Genomic DNA, 15234 nt, shown 5'->3' with positions numbered 1-15234 from the left:
GCATACTCTGACGCCTGATGCATCTCCTCCTAGCACAAAAGGGAACGATCAGCGACGGCGAGGAGGCGATCGACCTTGGGCAGACGCCCGGCGATATCCTCTTTCTGTCGGCTGCCGATACCGAGCTTGCGGCGATTGCCGCAGCGCATGGCGAGGGCGACTGTTTCCTTCGGCTCGCGAGCCTGATGAGCCTCAAGCATCCGATGTCCGTCGATACCTATATCGACAGGACCGCGCGATATGCGAAGCTCATCATCGTGCGAGCCTTGGGAGGAGCAAGCTATTTCCATTATGCGCTGGAGGCGCTGTATGCCTGTGCGGCGCGCCAGGGTGCCTTGATCGCGGTGCTGCCGGGGGATTCGAAGCCCGATCCGGGGCTGACGCCCTTTTCCAACGTCGCGCTCGATGATCTCAACGCGCTCTGGTCCTATCTGATCGAGGGCGGCGAGGCGAATTCGCGGGCGTTTCTAGCCTATGCCGCGGCGATGCTCTCGGGTGCCGAGAAGCCGATGCCAGCCGTGCCCTTGATGAAGGCCGGAATCTGGTGGCCGGGCAGGGGCGTAATCGGCGTGGAGGAGTGGAAGAGGCTCGAAATCGAATGGAGGGTTCGCCCCTCACCCCAGCCCTCTCCCCGTATTGACGGGGAGAGGGAGCATATCGAGTCCGCAGTTCCCCCTTCGCCCCGCGTGCGGGGAGAAGGTGCCCGTAGGGCGGATGAGGGGCGAAGCTCTCCCTTGGATGCCGCCATCGATTTGGAGCAGGTGCAGGAAATCGAACCCCCGACCGTCGCGATTTCCTTCTATCGCGCGCTGGTTCAGAGCGGCGAAACTAAACCAGTCGAAGCGATGATAGAGGCCCTCATCGCCGAGGGCATGCGGCCGTTGCCGGTCTTTGCCTATAGTCTCAAGGATGCCGTGTCCGTCGGCATTCTCGAAAGCGTCTTTACTGAGCTGCAGCCGGGCGTGGTTATCAACGCGACAGGCTTTGCCGTTTCAGCACCGGGCGCGGATCGGCAGGCAACGGTTCTGGAGACGGGCGACGCTGTCGTTCTGCAAGCCATCTTCTCTGCTTCATCGAAGGAGGCGTGGGAGGCATCCTCGCAGGGGCTTTCAGCGCGCGATCTCGGCATGAACGTGGCGCTGCCGGAAGTCGACGGCCGTGTTCTTGCCCGCGCGGTGTCCTTCAAGGCGGCTGCCCGCTATGACGAGCGGGTGGAGGCCAATATCGTCGCCAGCGAACCGCTCGAGGATCGCATGCGCTATACGGCTCGGCTCGCCGCCAGTTGGGCGCGGCTGCGCAATACGCCGCCCGGTGATCGCCGTGTCGCGCTCGTCATGGCGAACTATCCCAATCGCGATGGACGTTTGGGCAACGGCGTCGGGCTCGATACGCCGGCCGGCACGATCGAGGTGCTGAAGGCGATGCAGGCGGCGGGCTATAGTGTTGCCGATCTGCCTGCCGATGACGATGCACTGATGCGGCATCTGGCGGAAGGCCCGACAAATTCCGGGCATGATGGCCGCGTCGTTCGCGAGAGGCTTTCCTTTAGCGACTACAAGGATTTCTTCTCGTCGCTTCCCCAAAAGATTCAGGATGAAATCACGCTGCGTTGGGGGAGGCCTGAGGCAGATCCTTACGCGCTCGATAACGGCTTTGCCCTGCCGTTCGCCCGCTTCGGCGACGTGCTTGTCGGCATCCAGCCGGCGCGCGGCTACAATATCGATCCGAAGGAGAGCTACCACTCTCCCGATCTCGTTCCGCCCCACGGCTATCTTGCCTTCTATGCCTTCCTGCGCCGTTCCGTCGATGCGCATGCGGTCATCCACATGGGCAAGCACGGTAATCTCGAATGGCTGCCGGGCAAGGCGCTGGCACTGTCGGAAAGCTGCTATCCGGAAGCGATCCTCGGACCGTTGCCAAACCTCTATCCTTTCATCGTCAACGATCCCGGCGAGGGCACGCAGGCCAAGCGCCGCACGAGCGCCGTCATCATCGACCACCTGACGCCGCCGCTGACGCGCGCCGAAAGCTATGGCCCGCTGAAGGATCTGGAGGCGTTGGTCGACGAATATTACGAGGCTTCGGGCGGCGATCCTCGCCGCATCCGTCTGCTTCGCAAGCAGATCCTCGATCTCGTTGCCGATATCGGCCTCGATCAGGATGCCGGCATCGCCAAGGGCGAGGGCGAAGACGAGGCCTTGCGCAAGCTCGACGCCTATCTCTGCGATCTCAAGGAAATGCAGATCCGCGATGGCCTGCATATTTTCGGCGTTTCGCCTTCCGGGCGGTTGCTGACGGATTTGACGGTGGCGCTGGCAAGAGTGCCGCGCGGGCTGGGCGAGGGCGGTGATCAGAGCCTGCAGCGGGCGATTGCTCGGGATATTTTTGAGGGTGTGGAGAGTTTGGCGGGTGTGGAGAGCGTGGTATCCCCCTCTGTCGCTGACGCGACATCTCCCCCACAGGGGGGGAGATTGGTGGCTCGCGGCACGACATCGCCTCAAATGGCCATCGAGGTCGCTGATACTGTCGATGGAGAGGCAGGAAAGCCAGGCGGCATACTCCCGCCAATCTCCCCCCTTGTGGGGGAGATGTCAGCGAAGCTGACAGAGGGGGGTATCTCTCCAGGCAAACCTTTCGACCCTTTGGACTGCGACATGGCCGCCGAATGGACCGGCCCGCGCCCCGCCATCCTCAACGACATCTCCGATGTCCCTTGGCGCACCCAGGGCGATACCGTCGAGCGCATCGAACTCTTGGCTGCGAAACTCGTGGATGGCGAAACGGCTTGCCCCGAGAATTGGCCAAACACCCGTATGGTCCTTGAAGAAATTGCCGCAAAGCTCCAGCCGTCCATCCTGGCCTGCGGCGATGCAGAAATCTTCGCCCTGCTCAAAGGCCTCGACGGCCGCTTCGTTCCGCCCGGCCCCTCCGGTGCGCCAACGCGGGGCCGGCCGGATGTTCTGCCGACGGGGCGGAATTTCTATTCTGTCGACAGCCGTGCGGTTCCGACGCCGGCCGCTTACGAACTTGGCAAGAAATCGGCCGAGTTGCTGATCCGCCGCTACGTGCAGGACCATGGCGAATGGCCCGTTTCCTTCGGCCTGACCGCCTGGGGCACTTCGAACATGCGCACGGGCGGTGACGATATCGCGCAGGCGCTGGCGCTGATCGGCGTCAAGCCCGTCTGGGACATGACGTCTCGCCGCGTCACCGGCTACGAGATCATCACGACTGCCATGCTCCGGCGGCCACGTGTCGACGTGACGCTGCGCATTTCCGGCTTTTTCCGTGACGCGTTTCCCGAACAGATCGCCTTGTTCGACAAGGCCATCCGTGCCGTCGGCATGCTCGATGAGGATGCGGCGGACAATCCCATTGCGGCGCGCATGCGCGGCGAGATCGCGCGGCTCGAAGCTGTCGGCCTCGACGCTGCCTCTGCCAGCCGCAGGGCGGGTTATCGGGTCTTCGGTTCCAAACCTGGGGCTTATGGCGCCGGTCTGCAGGCACTCATCGATGAGAAGGGATGGGAGCGGCGTGCCGATCTGGCCGAAGCCTATCTCGTCTGGGGCAGCTATGCCTATGGCGCGGGCGAGGAAGGAAGGGCGGAGCGCGGTGTCTTTGAGGAGCGGTTGCGCTCGATCCAGGCTGTTGTCCAGAACCAGGACAATCGCGAGCACGACCTACTCGACAGCGATGACTATTATCAATTCGAGGGCGGTATGGCTGCTGCTGCCGAGCAGCTCGCCGGCGCCCGCCCGTCGATCTATCACAATGACCATTCGCGGCCGGAAAAGCCGGTCATCCGTTCGCTGGAAGAAGAGATCGGCCGGGTGGTGCGCGGGCGTGTCGTCAATCCAAAATGGATCGATGGCGTCATGCGGCATGGCTACAAGGGCGCGTTCGAGATTGCGGCGACCGTCGATTATCTCTTTGCTTTCGCCGCGACGACTGGAGTCGTCCGCAATCATCATTTCGAGGCCGTATATCAGGCCTTCATCGTCGATCAGCGCGTGCGCGATTTCATGGCGGAGAAGAACCCGGCGGCACTGCGGGACCTGAAGGAACGGCTGCTGGAGGCGATAGATCGCAATCTCTGGACGCCGAAAAGCAACTCGGCGCATTTCGATCTGGAGAGCCTGAAATCGGGCAAGGAGGTTGCGGCTTGAGCGCGGTCGACGACCTTCTGACGACCTTCCGCGACTATCTCCTGTCGCGCAGCGATCCGATGCTTGGGCATTTCATGAAAGGCTTTCAATGGTCGATGGAAGAGCGGCCGCTTGCACCGCGCGATCTGCCTGTCGTTGGCTATCTTCGCGAACCTCATGCGCCGAGCTATGAGCCGGAAGCAAGCCTGCTCGACACGCTTCGCAATGCCGCCAGCGCATTGCATTGGGCCCAGACCTACAGCATCACCGATTTCGGCGCGGATTTCCTGCAGAGATACGGCTGGGTCGAACTGTTCGGCACGCGCGGCCATTTTGCGAGCGAGGAGATGGCCGGCGGCTTCCTGCTGCTCGGTCCCGGCGTGCATTATCCGGATCATCATCACGAGGCTGAGGAGATCTATATCCCGCTGACCGACGGCTCGCTGTGGAGCAAGGATGCCCAGCCATTCCTGCCGCGCTGGTCGGGCGAGATCATCCATCACCCCTCGAATATCCGCCACGCCATGCGCACGGAAGACCAGCCACTCGTCGCGCTCTATCTTTGGCGCGGTGGCCCGCTGGCACAGAAATCGATCATATCAGGGAGAATGCAATGAGCGACGAATTGGCCGAAACCGGTGCGGACGCCCCGAAGAGCGACGACGCCCGTCACGCCGACAAGATGGCCAAGAAGAAGGCTGCGCGCGACAAGATCATGGCGACCAAAAACGATGAGAAGGGTCTGATCATCGTCCATACCGGCAAGGGCAAGGGAAAGTCTTCCTCCGCTTTTGGCATGATTTTCCGCCACATCGCTCATGGGAAGCCAAGCGCCGTGGTGCAGTTCATCAAGGGCGCCATGTGGACTGGCGAGCGCGACCTGATCGAGAAGCATTTCTCCGACATCTGCCAGTTCCACACCATGGGCGAAGGCTTCACCTGGGAGACTCAGGACCGCGCCCGCGACGTGGCGGCGGCGTCTGCCGCATGGGAAAAGGCCAAGGAGCTGATCCGCGACGAGCGCAACTCCATGGTGCTGCTCGATGAAATCAACATTGCGCTTCGTTACGACTATCTCGACATCAACGAGGTGCTGGAATTCCTCAAGAACGAGAAACCCTACATGACCCATGTGGTCCTGACGGGTCGCAATGCTAAGGAAGAGCTGATCGAGATTGCCGATCTCGTCACCGAGATGGAATTGATCAAGCATCCTTTCCGCTCCGGCATCAAGGGACAGCCGGGCGTCGAGTTCTGACCGTTTGCCGGGCCTCAGCCGCCCGGCAACATCGCCTTCAGCGCTTCCGCCGTCTGCGGATTCGCGGGAAAGAAGGATTCGATGGCGAGTTCCGACAGTGTGACATCGACAGGGGTTCCGAAGACCGTCGTAGTGGACAAAAACGACAGATGTCCCGCCTCGGTGACAAATTCCAGAGGTACGGCGATGCCGGCGAAATCCCGTTCCGGAGCCGCCGACTTCGGTGTCGCTGGCGCAGGATAGGCGGACAGTTCCGCAAGCAGTTTTATGAGGATTGGATCGCCTGTCGCCGATATCTGCTGACGTAGGCGTTCCAGCAGATGCGCCCGCCATTCATGGAGATTGGCGATCCGAGGCGCCAGGCCGCGGGGGTGCAGGCTGAGCCGCAGGACGTTGACTGCTCCTTCGGTCAGCGAGGCATCGGTCGCCCCCGCGAGCAGCGGAGCGACGGCGGCATTGGCGGCGATGAGCGTCCAATGCCGGTCGACGGCCAGAGCCGGGAAGGGTTCGTGTCCTTTCAGCAACATATCGATCGCGCGCCGTGCCGGAGCAAGCGCCGGATCATCCAGTTTGCGCTCCGGAAAGACCGGGGCAAAGCCGGCCGCCAGAAGCATCGGATTGCGTTCGCGCAATGGGACGTCGAGCCGTTCGGCGAGATGCATCAGCATCTCGCGGCTTGGAAGTGCCCGCCCGCTCTCGATGAAGCTCAGATGTCGCTGCGATATGTCGGCTTCAAGGGCGAATTCGAGCTGGCTCAGGCGGCGGCGTTGCCGCCATTCGCGCAGATGGTCGCCGAGAGAGCGGGCCGGGTTCATCATGCCGCAGCCGGAAGCTGGTCGATGAAGCCGTGAACGGACTTCAGGCGTTCACCTTCGAGGATGGCGAAATCCGTGCCCTTGACGAGCGGTTCGGCATCGGCCGGACCGAAGCCCCAGGAGAAACGGAGATTGTCGCCGTGGCGTTCGCCCTCGGTGATGAGCGTGAAACGGAAGCCGGGGAAGCGCTCGTGCGCCGCCGTGACCAGCGCGTGGATCTCCTCACGATTGCCCGCGCGCATCATCGGGTCGACATAGCTGCAGTCTTCCGTCCAAGCCTCGGCGATGAGCGCACGGCGACGTTCGATGTCTGCCTCGTTCCAGATGGCGATATAGCGGTCAGCAATGATGTTTGCGTCAGTCATCGGTCAACTCCTTTGGATCGCCTGAACCGTTCAGGCAGGGCGATCATCGGCGCGGACCGAAGTACTATCAATTACGTCGGAGGTAATCAAAGGCCCGTTCTAGAGACCGAGCCAGATCCTGACGGGATGGGTGGGGTCTGCCAGCAGCTTGATCGCGAAGGCGATGCAGACGATGACGAGCAGCGGTTTGATCAGCTTGGCGCCGATGCGCATGGCAAGCCGCGAACCGAGCTGCGCGCCCAGGAATTGGCCGAGCCCCATCGTCAGCCCGACTTTCCAAAGGATGGCGCCGGAGAAGATGAAGACGATCAGGCCACCGAGATTCGATCCGAAATTGAGCAGCTTCGTATGCGCCGTCGCCTTCAAGAGGCCGAAGCCGGCGAGGGTCACGAAGGCGAGCATCAGGAACGAGCCGGTGCCAGGCCCGAAAGCGCCGTCATAGAAGCCGATCAGTGGCACCAGCGTCACACCGAAAAGCCCGGCGCTCATGCGCCGATGCTTTTCGACATCGCCGAGATTGGGTTTCAGGGCGAAATAGAGCGCGATTGCGATCAGCAGAAAGGGCAGGATGATGCGCAGGACCTGGCTTGGCATGATGGTCGCCAGCATCGCACCGAGCATGCCTCCGATCACAGCCATCGCCGCCATCGGAAGCTGCTCGCGAAGCTTGACATGTCCTTGTCGGGCATAGGCGATCGTTGCCGAAGCCGCGCCGCAGATCGACTGTACCTTGTTCGTGCCAAGTGTCTGCAGCGGCGGAATACCGGCCAACAGCATAGCGGGCACGGTAATCAGCCCACCGCCGCCCGCAATGGAATCGACGAAACCGGCGAAGAACGCAGCGGCAAAGAGCAAAAGCAGGAGTTGAAATGTAATATCTGGCAAGGTGGGAACTCGGAGGCGGGAAATCAGGGGCCTTCTGGCACTTTGCCCGCCGCAAGGCAATTGCTATCGGGACACACCAGGCGAAATTGACGCGTCGAAAAGTGCCCGGTACAGCTGTCATATCGGTCGATGCTGCTGGGAGCGAATATGACGACATATGCCAATTCCACCCGCCGCTACCTTCTGGGTCTTGGCTGCGAGCGCGGCACGGACTGGAATGAAGTGCGGATGCTTGCGGAAAGAGCATTCCAGGAGGTCGGGATCGGGAGTGATCAGGTTCTGGCCGTTGTATCGATCGACACGCGCATGGATGAACCGGCCATCCTCGAGACCGCCACGCATTTTCGTCTCCCGGCACGCTTCTTCAAGGCGGCTGCACTGGAGCGGGAGACACCCAGACTGAAGAATCCCTCCGAGATTGTTTTCGCGCTTGTCGGTTGTCACGGCGTCGCAGAAGCGGCGGCGCTGGCGGCCGCCGGCCCGGACTCCGAGCTCGTGCTTCCCAAGATCAAGTCCGGCTTTGCTACGGCGGCGATCGCCAGGGTTGCCTGAGCAGCGAATTCGCAACGCATGTCTCGTAAATGATCTGCAGGAGATCCCGACGGCATTTCACCGCCGCCTGTTCTCGTGTATGCGGGTAGCTCAACCGCTGATCCCAAGCGAAGTAAATTTCCGAAAGATCAAGCTTATTCAGTATGTTGGTAAGGAAAAAGCATGCATAAGGTCATTTATGATACCGATCCTGGCGTCGATGACGCCATGGCGCTTCTCTTTTTGCATCGTCACCCGGGTATCGACCTTCTTGGCGTGACGACGGTTTTCGGCAATGCCTCCGTGGACACGACGACGCGTAACGCGCTGTTCCTGAAACGCGAGTGGAATATTCCGTGCCCGGTCGCGCGCGGCGCCAGCGTTACCTTCGATCCGTCGCGGCACGAGCGCCCCTGGCCGACGATGGTTCACGGCCATAACGGTCTCGGCGATATCGACGTGCCTGAGACGATCGACCTGCCGACCGATCCGCGGCCCGCCTATCAGTTCATCATCGACACGGTTCGCGCCCATCCAGGGGAGGTGACTCTGGTCGCCGTCGGCCGCATGACCAATCTGGCTCTGGCACTGAAGCACGATCCGGAAATTGCCTCGCTCGTAAAGAGCGTCGTCATCATGGGTGGCAATTTCTACGTACCAGGCAATGTTTCTCCGGTCGCGGAAGCCAATATTCACGGCGATCCGGAAGCCGCCGACTTCGTCATGACGGCAGCCTGGAAGGTGGTCGTGGTCGGTCTCGACGTGACGTCGGTGACGACCATGAGCCGCAGCTATCTCGCTGATATGGCGAAAGCGGGCGGACCGTCGGTGCAGCTCCTGGCCGACCTGTCGCAGTCCTATATTGATTTCTACCAGCATGCGGTCGAAGACGGTATGATGGTCCACGATAGCTGCGCCTGCGTCTATGTCGTGGCGCCCGAGTTGTTCGATACCATCGAAGGATCAATCCGGGTCGTCTGCGGCGGCATTGCCGATGGTCAGACGGTTATCAAGCCGGCCGGCCGCCACTTTCCGCCGGGCGACTGGGACAATCTGCCGAGCCAGATCGCTTGCATCGGCATCCGCTCGCAGCAGGTTCTCGATCTGATCCGCGACGTAATTCTGGGCAAGGCAGTGCACTAAGCTCGGTGAGGGGGCGACAGTGCCCCTTCACAATTCGCTGAAGACCATTTTCCAGCTCCATCAAGAGCCTATTTGAGTGTCCGGAAATATCGAGTCTGGAGCATCATACGATCGGCAAATCCGTTTTTCGTTTCCTGTCGTGGTTGGAAAAGCCCATAGCGTGCTGCCGCTCATGCCGATCGGGTATGTGACGTAATGTTTGCAGTGGGAGCGATGTCGAATCGAGATCGCCTTATCCCGTTCTCAACATTGCAATTTCGCCCGTCCGGGCATAGGACACATGGGATGAACGATACCGCTTTTTCCACTCTGCCGGCTCTGGAACCGGGGTCGGTCTGGCTCGTCGGCGCCGGGCCGGGCGATCCGGGGCTTTTGACCCTGCTGGCCGCCAAGGGGTTGGCCGAGGCAGATGTCATCGTGCACGATGCGCTCGTCAACGAAGATTGCCTGAAGCTCGCCCGCCCGGGCGTTATGCTGGAATATGCCGGCAAGCGCGGCGGCAAGCCATCGGCCAAGCAGCGGGACATTTCTCTGCGGCTGGTGGAACTGGCGCGGACCGGCAAGCGCGTTCTGCGCCTCAAGGGCGGTGACCCTTTCGTCTTCGGGCGTGGTGGTGAGGAGGCGCTGATGCTCGTTCAGCACGGCATTCCCTTCCGCATCGTGCCCGGCATTACGGCTGGCATTGGCGGCCTGGCCTATGCCGGCATTCCGGTTACCCATCGCGACGTCAATCACGCCGTCACCTTCCTGACTGGCCATGATTCGTCCGGCGTCGTACCGGACGCCATCGATTGGGAGGCTATCGGCAAGGGATCGCCCGTCATCGTCATGTATATGGCGATGAAGCACATCGCGCAGATCAGTGCAAATCTCATTGCCGCCGGTCGTTCGGCGGACGAACCTGTTGCCTTCGTCTGCAATGCGGCGACGCCCTCTCAGCAAGTGCTGGAGACGACGCTTGGGCGTGCGCCTGCCGATATCGAAACGTCCGGTCTCGAGCCGCCGGCCATCGTCGTCGTCGGCGAGGTGGTGAAACTGCGGCCGTCGCTCGACTGGCTGGGCGCGCTTTCCGGCCGCACTCTGGTGTCGCCGCCCGAAAGGCCGGGCGAGAGCGGACGCAAGGTGTCGGCATGAGCGGACTTCTGATCGCTGCACCCTCATCAGGCTCCGGCAAGACCACCTTCACGCTTGGTTTGCTGCGGGCATTGAGAAACAGGGGTGTTGCGATCGCACCTGGCAAGGCTGGACCCGATTATATCGATCCCGCATTTCATACGGCGGCGGTCGGATCGCCCTGCCTCAACTTCGATCCGTGGGCGATGCGCGCCGAACTGATTTCAGCGAATGCAGCGCTTCATCGCGTCGGCGGACGGATGCTCGTTATCGAGGGGATGATGGGCCTGTTCGATGGTGCTGCTGACGGCACGGGCACGCCGGCCGATCTAGCCGCCTTGCTCGGCCTTTCCGTCGTGCTCGTCGTCGATTGCTCGCGCATGTCGCAATCGGTTGCGGCCGTCGTCAGCGGTTTTGCCAATTTTCGCGCCGATATCCGCGTTGCCGGCGTCGTGCTCAATCGCGTTGCCAGCGATAGGCACGAGAAGATGCTGCGTCAGGCGCTGAATGCGGTGCGCATGCCCGTCGTTGCCGTTATTCGCAGCGATGCAAGCCTGGCATTGCCGGAACGGCATCTCGGTCTTGTGCAGGCGGGAGAGCATGCGGCGCTTGAGCAATTTATCGAGGCTGCTGCAGAGGTCGTCGCGAAGGCCTGCGATTTCGATCTGCTCTTGCGGGCGGCGCAGCAGCATCTCGTTCGCACCTCCGCAGCCAATATCACGCGGCTCATGCCGTTCGGCCAGCGCATCGCGGTGGCAAGAGATATCGCATTCGCCTTCTGCTATGAGCATATGCTGCTCGGCTGGAAGCGGCGCGGGGCGGAAATATCCTTCTTTTCTCCGCTCGCGGATGAAGCTCCTTCGGCCGATGGGGATGCGATCTATCTGCCGGGCGGCTATCCGGAATTGCACGCCGGGAAGCTCGCCGCCGCTCAGCATTTCCGGGATGGCGTGAAGGCGGCAGCCTCGCGTGGAGTGCGCATCTATGGCGAATGCGGCGGGTACATGGTGCTCGGCGAGGGGCTTGTGGATGCGGCGGGCATGCGCCACGAAATGCTGGGCCTCTTGCCCGTCGTTACCAGTTACAAGAACCGGCAGCGGCATCTCGGCTATCGGCGCGTGGTGCCGCTTGCCGGCTCCTTCTTCGAAAAGCCGATGACGGCGCATGAGTTTCATTATTCGACCATCGTATCGGAAGGCGAGGCGGACCGTCTGTTTGCTGTCAGGGATGCGCTCGATATCGATCTCGGTACAGCCGGTCTGCAACGCGGCAATGTCGCCGGCTCCTACATGCATCTGATCGATCTAGCCGGTGAAGCCGCATGACCACCAGGATCGTCCATGGCGGCGGCATTACCGCGGCGGCGCGTCAATATGGCGGGCGCCCGGAGGAATGGCTGGATCTGTCGACAGGCATCAATCCCAATCCGGTGACACTGCCGGAAATCCCCGTTGCGGCATGGCACAGATTGCCTGACCAGTATTTGCAGGAGCGGGCGCGGGAAGCGGCGAGGAGCTATTACCGCAGCGGCGATATTCTGCCGCTGCCGGTTCCAGGCACGCAGTCCGTCATTCAATTGCTTCCAAAGCTCGTGACGGGCGGCAGCGTTGCGATCTTCTCGCCGACCTATGGCGAATACGCGCGCGCTTTTACGCTCGCCGGCCTGCAGGTTCGCCAGGTTTCGACGATTGCCGAACTCACCACCGATGACAGGCTGGTCGTTGCTGTCAATCCCAACAATCCTGACGGGCGGGTGCTGCCCATCGAGCAATTGCGGGAGCTGCATGACAGGCAGCGCGAGCAAGGCGGCCTTCTTCTGGTCGACGAGGCTTTCGGCGACGTCGAACCGGCGGCAAGCATGGCGCCTTTTGCTGCATCTATTCCGAATCTCATCATCTTCCGTTCGTTCGGAAAATTTTTCGGCCTAGCCGGACTTCGGCTCGGATTCGTGATCGCCGAAGCCTCGATCCTGACGCGTTTCGAAGATTGGCTCGGGCCATGGGCGGTTTCCGGGCCGGCCCTTTCGATTGCCGCCTCCCTGATGGAAAGCGACACAAACGCCATCCGAAACCGCATTCTCCAGCGGCATTCGGCGCTGGAAGCGGTTCTGCGACGTTCGAAGCTGCATGTAGCGGGAGGCACGGCCTTGTTTGCATTGGTTGCAGACGACCGCGCCGAAGGCATATATACGCATCTCTGCCGTCACCATATTCTCGTCCGCAAGTTCGATTACGCCCGCAATTGGCTGCGCTTCGGACTCGCTCCCGATGAGGCGGCAGATGAGAGACTCGCCGGGGTATTTGAGGATTATTCGACATGACCGCCGACGAACATTTGCTCATTCTGGTCCTTGCCTTGCTGCTTGACCGCTTCGTCGGCGATCCCGACTGGCTTTGGCAGCGCTTTCCGCATCCCGTCGTACTGTTCGGCAAGGCGATTTCGGCTTTCGATCAACGGTTCAATGCAAAGCATCTGCCGGGCGTTCTTCGCCGCCGTAATGGGCTGATGTCGATCGTCGCGCTGCTGATGGGCGCTGCCATCGCAGGCTGGGCTATTCATGGATTTCTCGCCTTTTTCGGCTGGCTCGGCATATTGGTAGAGGCGGGGTTGGTGGCGGTTTTCATGGCGCAGAAGAGCCTTGCCGATCATGTCGGTGAGGTGTCGCGGGCGTTGCGCTCCGATGGTCTGGAAGGCGGCCGCCTTGCCGTGTCGCGCATCGTCGGCCGCGACCCCGAGACACTGGACGAGCCTGGGATTTGCCGTGCGGCCATCGAAAGCCTCGCCGAGAACTTCTCCGACGGCGTCGTCGCGCCGGCCCTTTGGTACGGCGTTTTCGGCCTGCCGGGCCTGTTTTTCTACAAGATGCTCAACACCGCCGATTCGATGATCGGCCACAAGTCCGAGACCTATGTCGATTTCGGCCGCGCCGCTGCGCGGCTGGACGATATCGCCAACTGGCCGGCTGCACGGCTCTCCATTCTGCTGATTGCCGCTGGAGCCTTGGCCAAGCGGGGAATCTCCGCGCTTGGAAATGCGATCCGCATCGCCGTCCGCGACGGCGGGCTGCATCGCTCGCCCAACTCAGGCAGGCCAGAGGCGGCAATGGCCGGTGCCCTCGACATCCAGCTTGCCGGACCGCGAATCTATGGCGGCGAACTCGTGCGCGAGCCAATGATCAACGGCGCCGGCCGGGATACGGCGACCGTGAGTGACGTCGAAGCGGGTATTTCCATCTTTTATTCCGCGTGCTCGATGCTGACGCTTCTCGCTTTCCTTGGCTTCCTGCTGCTCTTGTGAGCGTCCCTAAATTAAGCAATCGCTCACTATATGTATTAATTTGGTATAATTGGCATAGCGATAGACTCTTCCATCGTCTGAATTGCTTCGAGAGGAAGCAAACGGCCGGAGGGGCAAGATGAAGCATATCGCTTTGGCAGTAACGGCATGTCTATGTATGCAATTCAGCAGCGTTTCGGCTCACGCCGGAACTGTTGTTGCAGTGGTCGATCTTCGATCGCAAACTATGACCGTTTCCGAGGATGGAGCTCTGAAGTATCGCTGGCGAGTGTCGACTGCCCGCAAAGGTTATGTGACGCCGATCGGCTCCTACACGGCGAAATGGCTGTCCAGGGATCATCGCTCGAAGAAATATGACGATGCGCCGATGCCGTACGCCGTATTTTTCAACGGCGGCTATGCCATTCACGGCACCTATGAGGTGCGGCACCTCGGCCGGCCAGCGTCTCATGGCTGCGTTCGGCTCGATACCCGCAATGCCGCCACCTTCTTTGCCATGGCGGCCGACGCGGGGCTTCACAATACACGCATCGTGATCAGCGAATGATCTCTGGCGAATAGACACGCTTCGTCGTTGCGGTTCGGCCGCAATGCTGCCATATCCCGCGTCCACGTCGCGCGCGATTTCACAGGTATGACGCAACGGTCATTTTGCTGTTTGCGCAACAGTGGCTTGCCAAATTGCCGGGGTTTCTGGTGGAAACCATTGGCTTTTGGAATGGATTTCCCTATGAGGGGGATTGAATTATTATTTCAAGAGGTATGGGCAGTGACTGCTACATTTGACAAAGTTGCCGACATTATCGCTGAAACCAGCGAAATCGACCGTGACACCATCACCCCGGATAGCCACACGATCGACGACCTCGGCATCGACAGCCTGGACTTCCTGGATATCGTTTTCGCGATCGACAAGGAATTCGGCATCAAGATCCCGCTCGAGAAGTGGACGCAGGAAGTCAACGAAGGCAAGGTCTCGACCGAAGAGTACTTCGTGCTGAAGAATCTCTGCGCCAAGATCGATGAGCTGCGCGCCGCCAAGGGTTGAGCGACATCCTTGTATTTTTTTGACGCCCAGCCGCCCACGAATATGGCGGCCGGGCGGTTTTATTCTTAAATAGCGTATCCCGCCCGGCACGTTCCTTGTTGCCGAGTTGGATCGGAGGCGTTGATGCTGCTGGAATATTTCCAGATGATCGACAGGGTCGAATCTGTCGATCTGTCCAAGGGCCGGTTGAAGGCTCATTCCGTCGTTCCGGCCAAAAGCCCTGTTTTCGAAGGCCATTTCCCGGGCATGCCGCTGGTTCCCGGCGTCCTCCTTATCGAAACGATGGCGCAGGCCTCGGGCATGCTCGTCCTTGCGGCGACGAAATTCGCCTATATGCCGTTCCTGATGTCGGTCGACGGCGCCAAGATGCGAACCTTCGTGGAGCCCGAAGCCGAACTCGATATCGAAGCCGATCTGGAGCACGAAGGCTCGGGCTTTGCTGTCACCAAGGCGCGCATCACCATCGGTGGAAAGAAGGTCTGCGATGCGCAGTTGAAGCTGCGGACCATGCCGTTTAATGAGGTGCCGCTCGGCGATATCGTGCGCAAGCGGGCAGGCGAGGTCGGACTTCTCGACGCCATCGCCGCCAACGGTTGATGCTGCCGGCTTGTTCGGCGCCGCATTCGAAGAGGAT

At 61.0% G+C, this 15234-nt stretch carries 15 protein-coding genes; 12 read left to right on the top strand and 3 right to left on the bottom strand.

Annotated features, from left to right (window positions below; genetic code table 11):
• Window positions 1-17 precede the first annotated feature (17 nt).
• From cobN to cobO, 3 genes are read left to right on the top strand one after another with little or no spacing between them, the layout of a single operon-like run.
• Window positions 18-4166: a cobaltochelatase subunit CobN gene (gene cobN, locus RTCIAT899_RS10500; protein ID WP_015340204.1), complete on the top strand. Its 4149-nt coding sequence runs from the start codon at window positions 18-20 to the stop codon at window positions 4164-4166.
• Window positions 4163-4762, top strand: a complete 600-nt coding sequence (locus RTCIAT899_RS10495; RefSeq protein WP_015340203.1) for a dimethylsulfonioproprionate lyase family protein — start codon at window positions 4163-4165, stop codon at window positions 4760-4762. Before cobN ends, RTCIAT899_RS10495 begins: the two co-directional genes overlap by 4 nt.
• Window positions 4759-5403 carry a cob(I)yrinic acid a,c-diamide adenosyltransferase gene (gene cobO / locus RTCIAT899_RS10490; RefSeq protein WP_015340202.1) on the top strand — a complete coding sequence of 215 codons (645 nt, stop codon included), beginning with the start codon at window positions 4759-4761 and terminating at the stop codon, window positions 5401-5403. The genes RTCIAT899_RS10495 and cobO overlap by 4 nt, the downstream gene beginning before the upstream one ends.
• Before the next feature lie 14 nt (window positions 5404-5417).
• Here the strand turns inward: cobO and RTCIAT899_RS10485 are convergent, their stop codons facing one another.
• The 3 genes from RTCIAT899_RS10485 to RTCIAT899_RS10475 form a co-directional block, all read right to left on the bottom strand.
• The gene (locus tag RTCIAT899_RS10485; protein ID WP_015340201.1) at window positions 5418-6221 is read right to left on the bottom strand and encodes a helix-turn-helix domain-containing protein; all 804 of its coding nucleotides are present in this window, start codon (window positions 6219-6221) and stop codon (window positions 5418-5420) included.
• Window positions 6218-6583, bottom strand: coding sequence for a nuclear transport factor 2 family protein (locus tag RTCIAT899_RS10480; RefSeq protein WP_015340200.1), 366 nt, complete (start codon window positions 6581-6583; stop codon window positions 6218-6220). Before RTCIAT899_RS10480 ends, RTCIAT899_RS10485 begins: the two co-directional genes overlap by 4 nt.
• Window positions 6584-6682: 99 nt before the next feature.
• Window positions 6683-7468: a TSUP family transporter gene (locus tag RTCIAT899_RS10475; protein WP_041677500.1), complete on the bottom strand. Its 786-nt coding sequence runs from the start codon at window positions 7466-7468 to the stop codon at window positions 6683-6685.
• A gap of 147 nt (window positions 7469-7615) precedes the next feature.
• Here RTCIAT899_RS10475 and RTCIAT899_RS10470 point away from each other — a divergent pair, with 147 nt between their 5' ends.
• The 9 genes from RTCIAT899_RS10470 (at window position 7616) to RTCIAT899_RS10430 (ending at window position 15197) form a co-directional block, all read left to right on the top strand.
• Complete coding sequence (locus RTCIAT899_RS10470) at window positions 7616-8020, top strand: cobalamin biosynthesis protein (protein ID WP_015340198.1); 405 nt, start codon at window positions 7616-7618, stop codon at window positions 8018-8020.
• 162 nt (window positions 8021-8182) lie between these two features.
• The gene (locus RTCIAT899_RS10465) at window positions 8183-9142 is read left to right on the top strand and encodes a nucleoside hydrolase (RefSeq protein WP_015340197.1); all 960 of its coding nucleotides are present in this window, start codon (window positions 8183-8185) and stop codon (window positions 9140-9142) included.
• Window positions 9143-9427: 285 nt separating this feature from the next.
• Entirely contained in the window at window positions 9428-10276 is an 849-nt protein-coding gene (gene cobA, locus RTCIAT899_RS10460; protein WP_015340196.1) for a uroporphyrinogen-III C-methyltransferase, read from the top strand.
• The gene (locus RTCIAT899_RS10455) at window positions 10273-11580 is read left to right on the top strand and encodes a cobyrinic acid a,c-diamide synthase CobB (RefSeq protein ID WP_015340195.1); all 1308 of its coding nucleotides are present in this window, start codon (window positions 10273-10275) and stop codon (window positions 11578-11580) included. The genes cobA and RTCIAT899_RS10455 overlap by 4 nt, the downstream gene beginning before the upstream one ends.
• Window positions 11577-12575: a threonine-phosphate decarboxylase CobD gene (cobD, locus tag RTCIAT899_RS10450; RefSeq protein WP_015340194.1), complete on the top strand. Its 999-nt coding sequence runs from the start codon at window positions 11577-11579 to the stop codon at window positions 12573-12575. Before RTCIAT899_RS10455 ends, cobD begins: the two co-directional genes overlap by 4 nt.
• Window positions 12572-13552, top strand: coding sequence for an adenosylcobinamide-phosphate synthase CbiB (gene cbiB, locus RTCIAT899_RS10445; protein ID WP_015340193.1), 981 nt, complete (start codon window positions 12572-12574; stop codon window positions 13550-13552). The genes cobD and cbiB overlap by 4 nt, the downstream gene beginning before the upstream one ends.
• Window positions 13553-13670: 118 nt before the next feature.
• Window positions 13671-14099 carry a L,D-transpeptidase gene (locus RTCIAT899_RS10440; protein ID WP_041677498.1) on the top strand — a complete coding sequence of 143 codons (429 nt, stop codon included), beginning with the start codon at window positions 13671-13673 and terminating at the stop codon, window positions 14097-14099.
• Window positions 14100-14321: 222 nt separating this feature from the next.
• On the top strand, window positions 14322-14600 hold the full coding sequence (locus RTCIAT899_RS10435) for an acyl carrier protein (protein WP_041677496.1): 279 nt from the start codon (window positions 14322-14324) through the stop codon (window positions 14598-14600).
• A 123-nt stretch (window positions 14601-14723) separates the two neighbouring features.
• The gene (locus RTCIAT899_RS10430; RefSeq protein WP_015340190.1) at window positions 14724-15197 is read left to right on the top strand and encodes a 3-hydroxyacyl-ACP dehydratase FabZ family protein; all 474 of its coding nucleotides are present in this window, start codon (window positions 14724-14726) and stop codon (window positions 15195-15197) included.
• The last annotated feature ends 37 nt before the right edge of the window (window positions 15198-15234 follow it).

This window comes from Rhizobium tropici CIAT 899 (assembly GCF_000330885.1).
Lineage (GTDB): Bacteria > Pseudomonadota > Alphaproteobacteria > Rhizobiales > Rhizobiaceae > Rhizobium > Rhizobium tropici.
The sequence above is the reverse complement of the archived record's forward strand: the minus strand, read 5'-3'. Positions and strand labels throughout refer to the sequence as shown.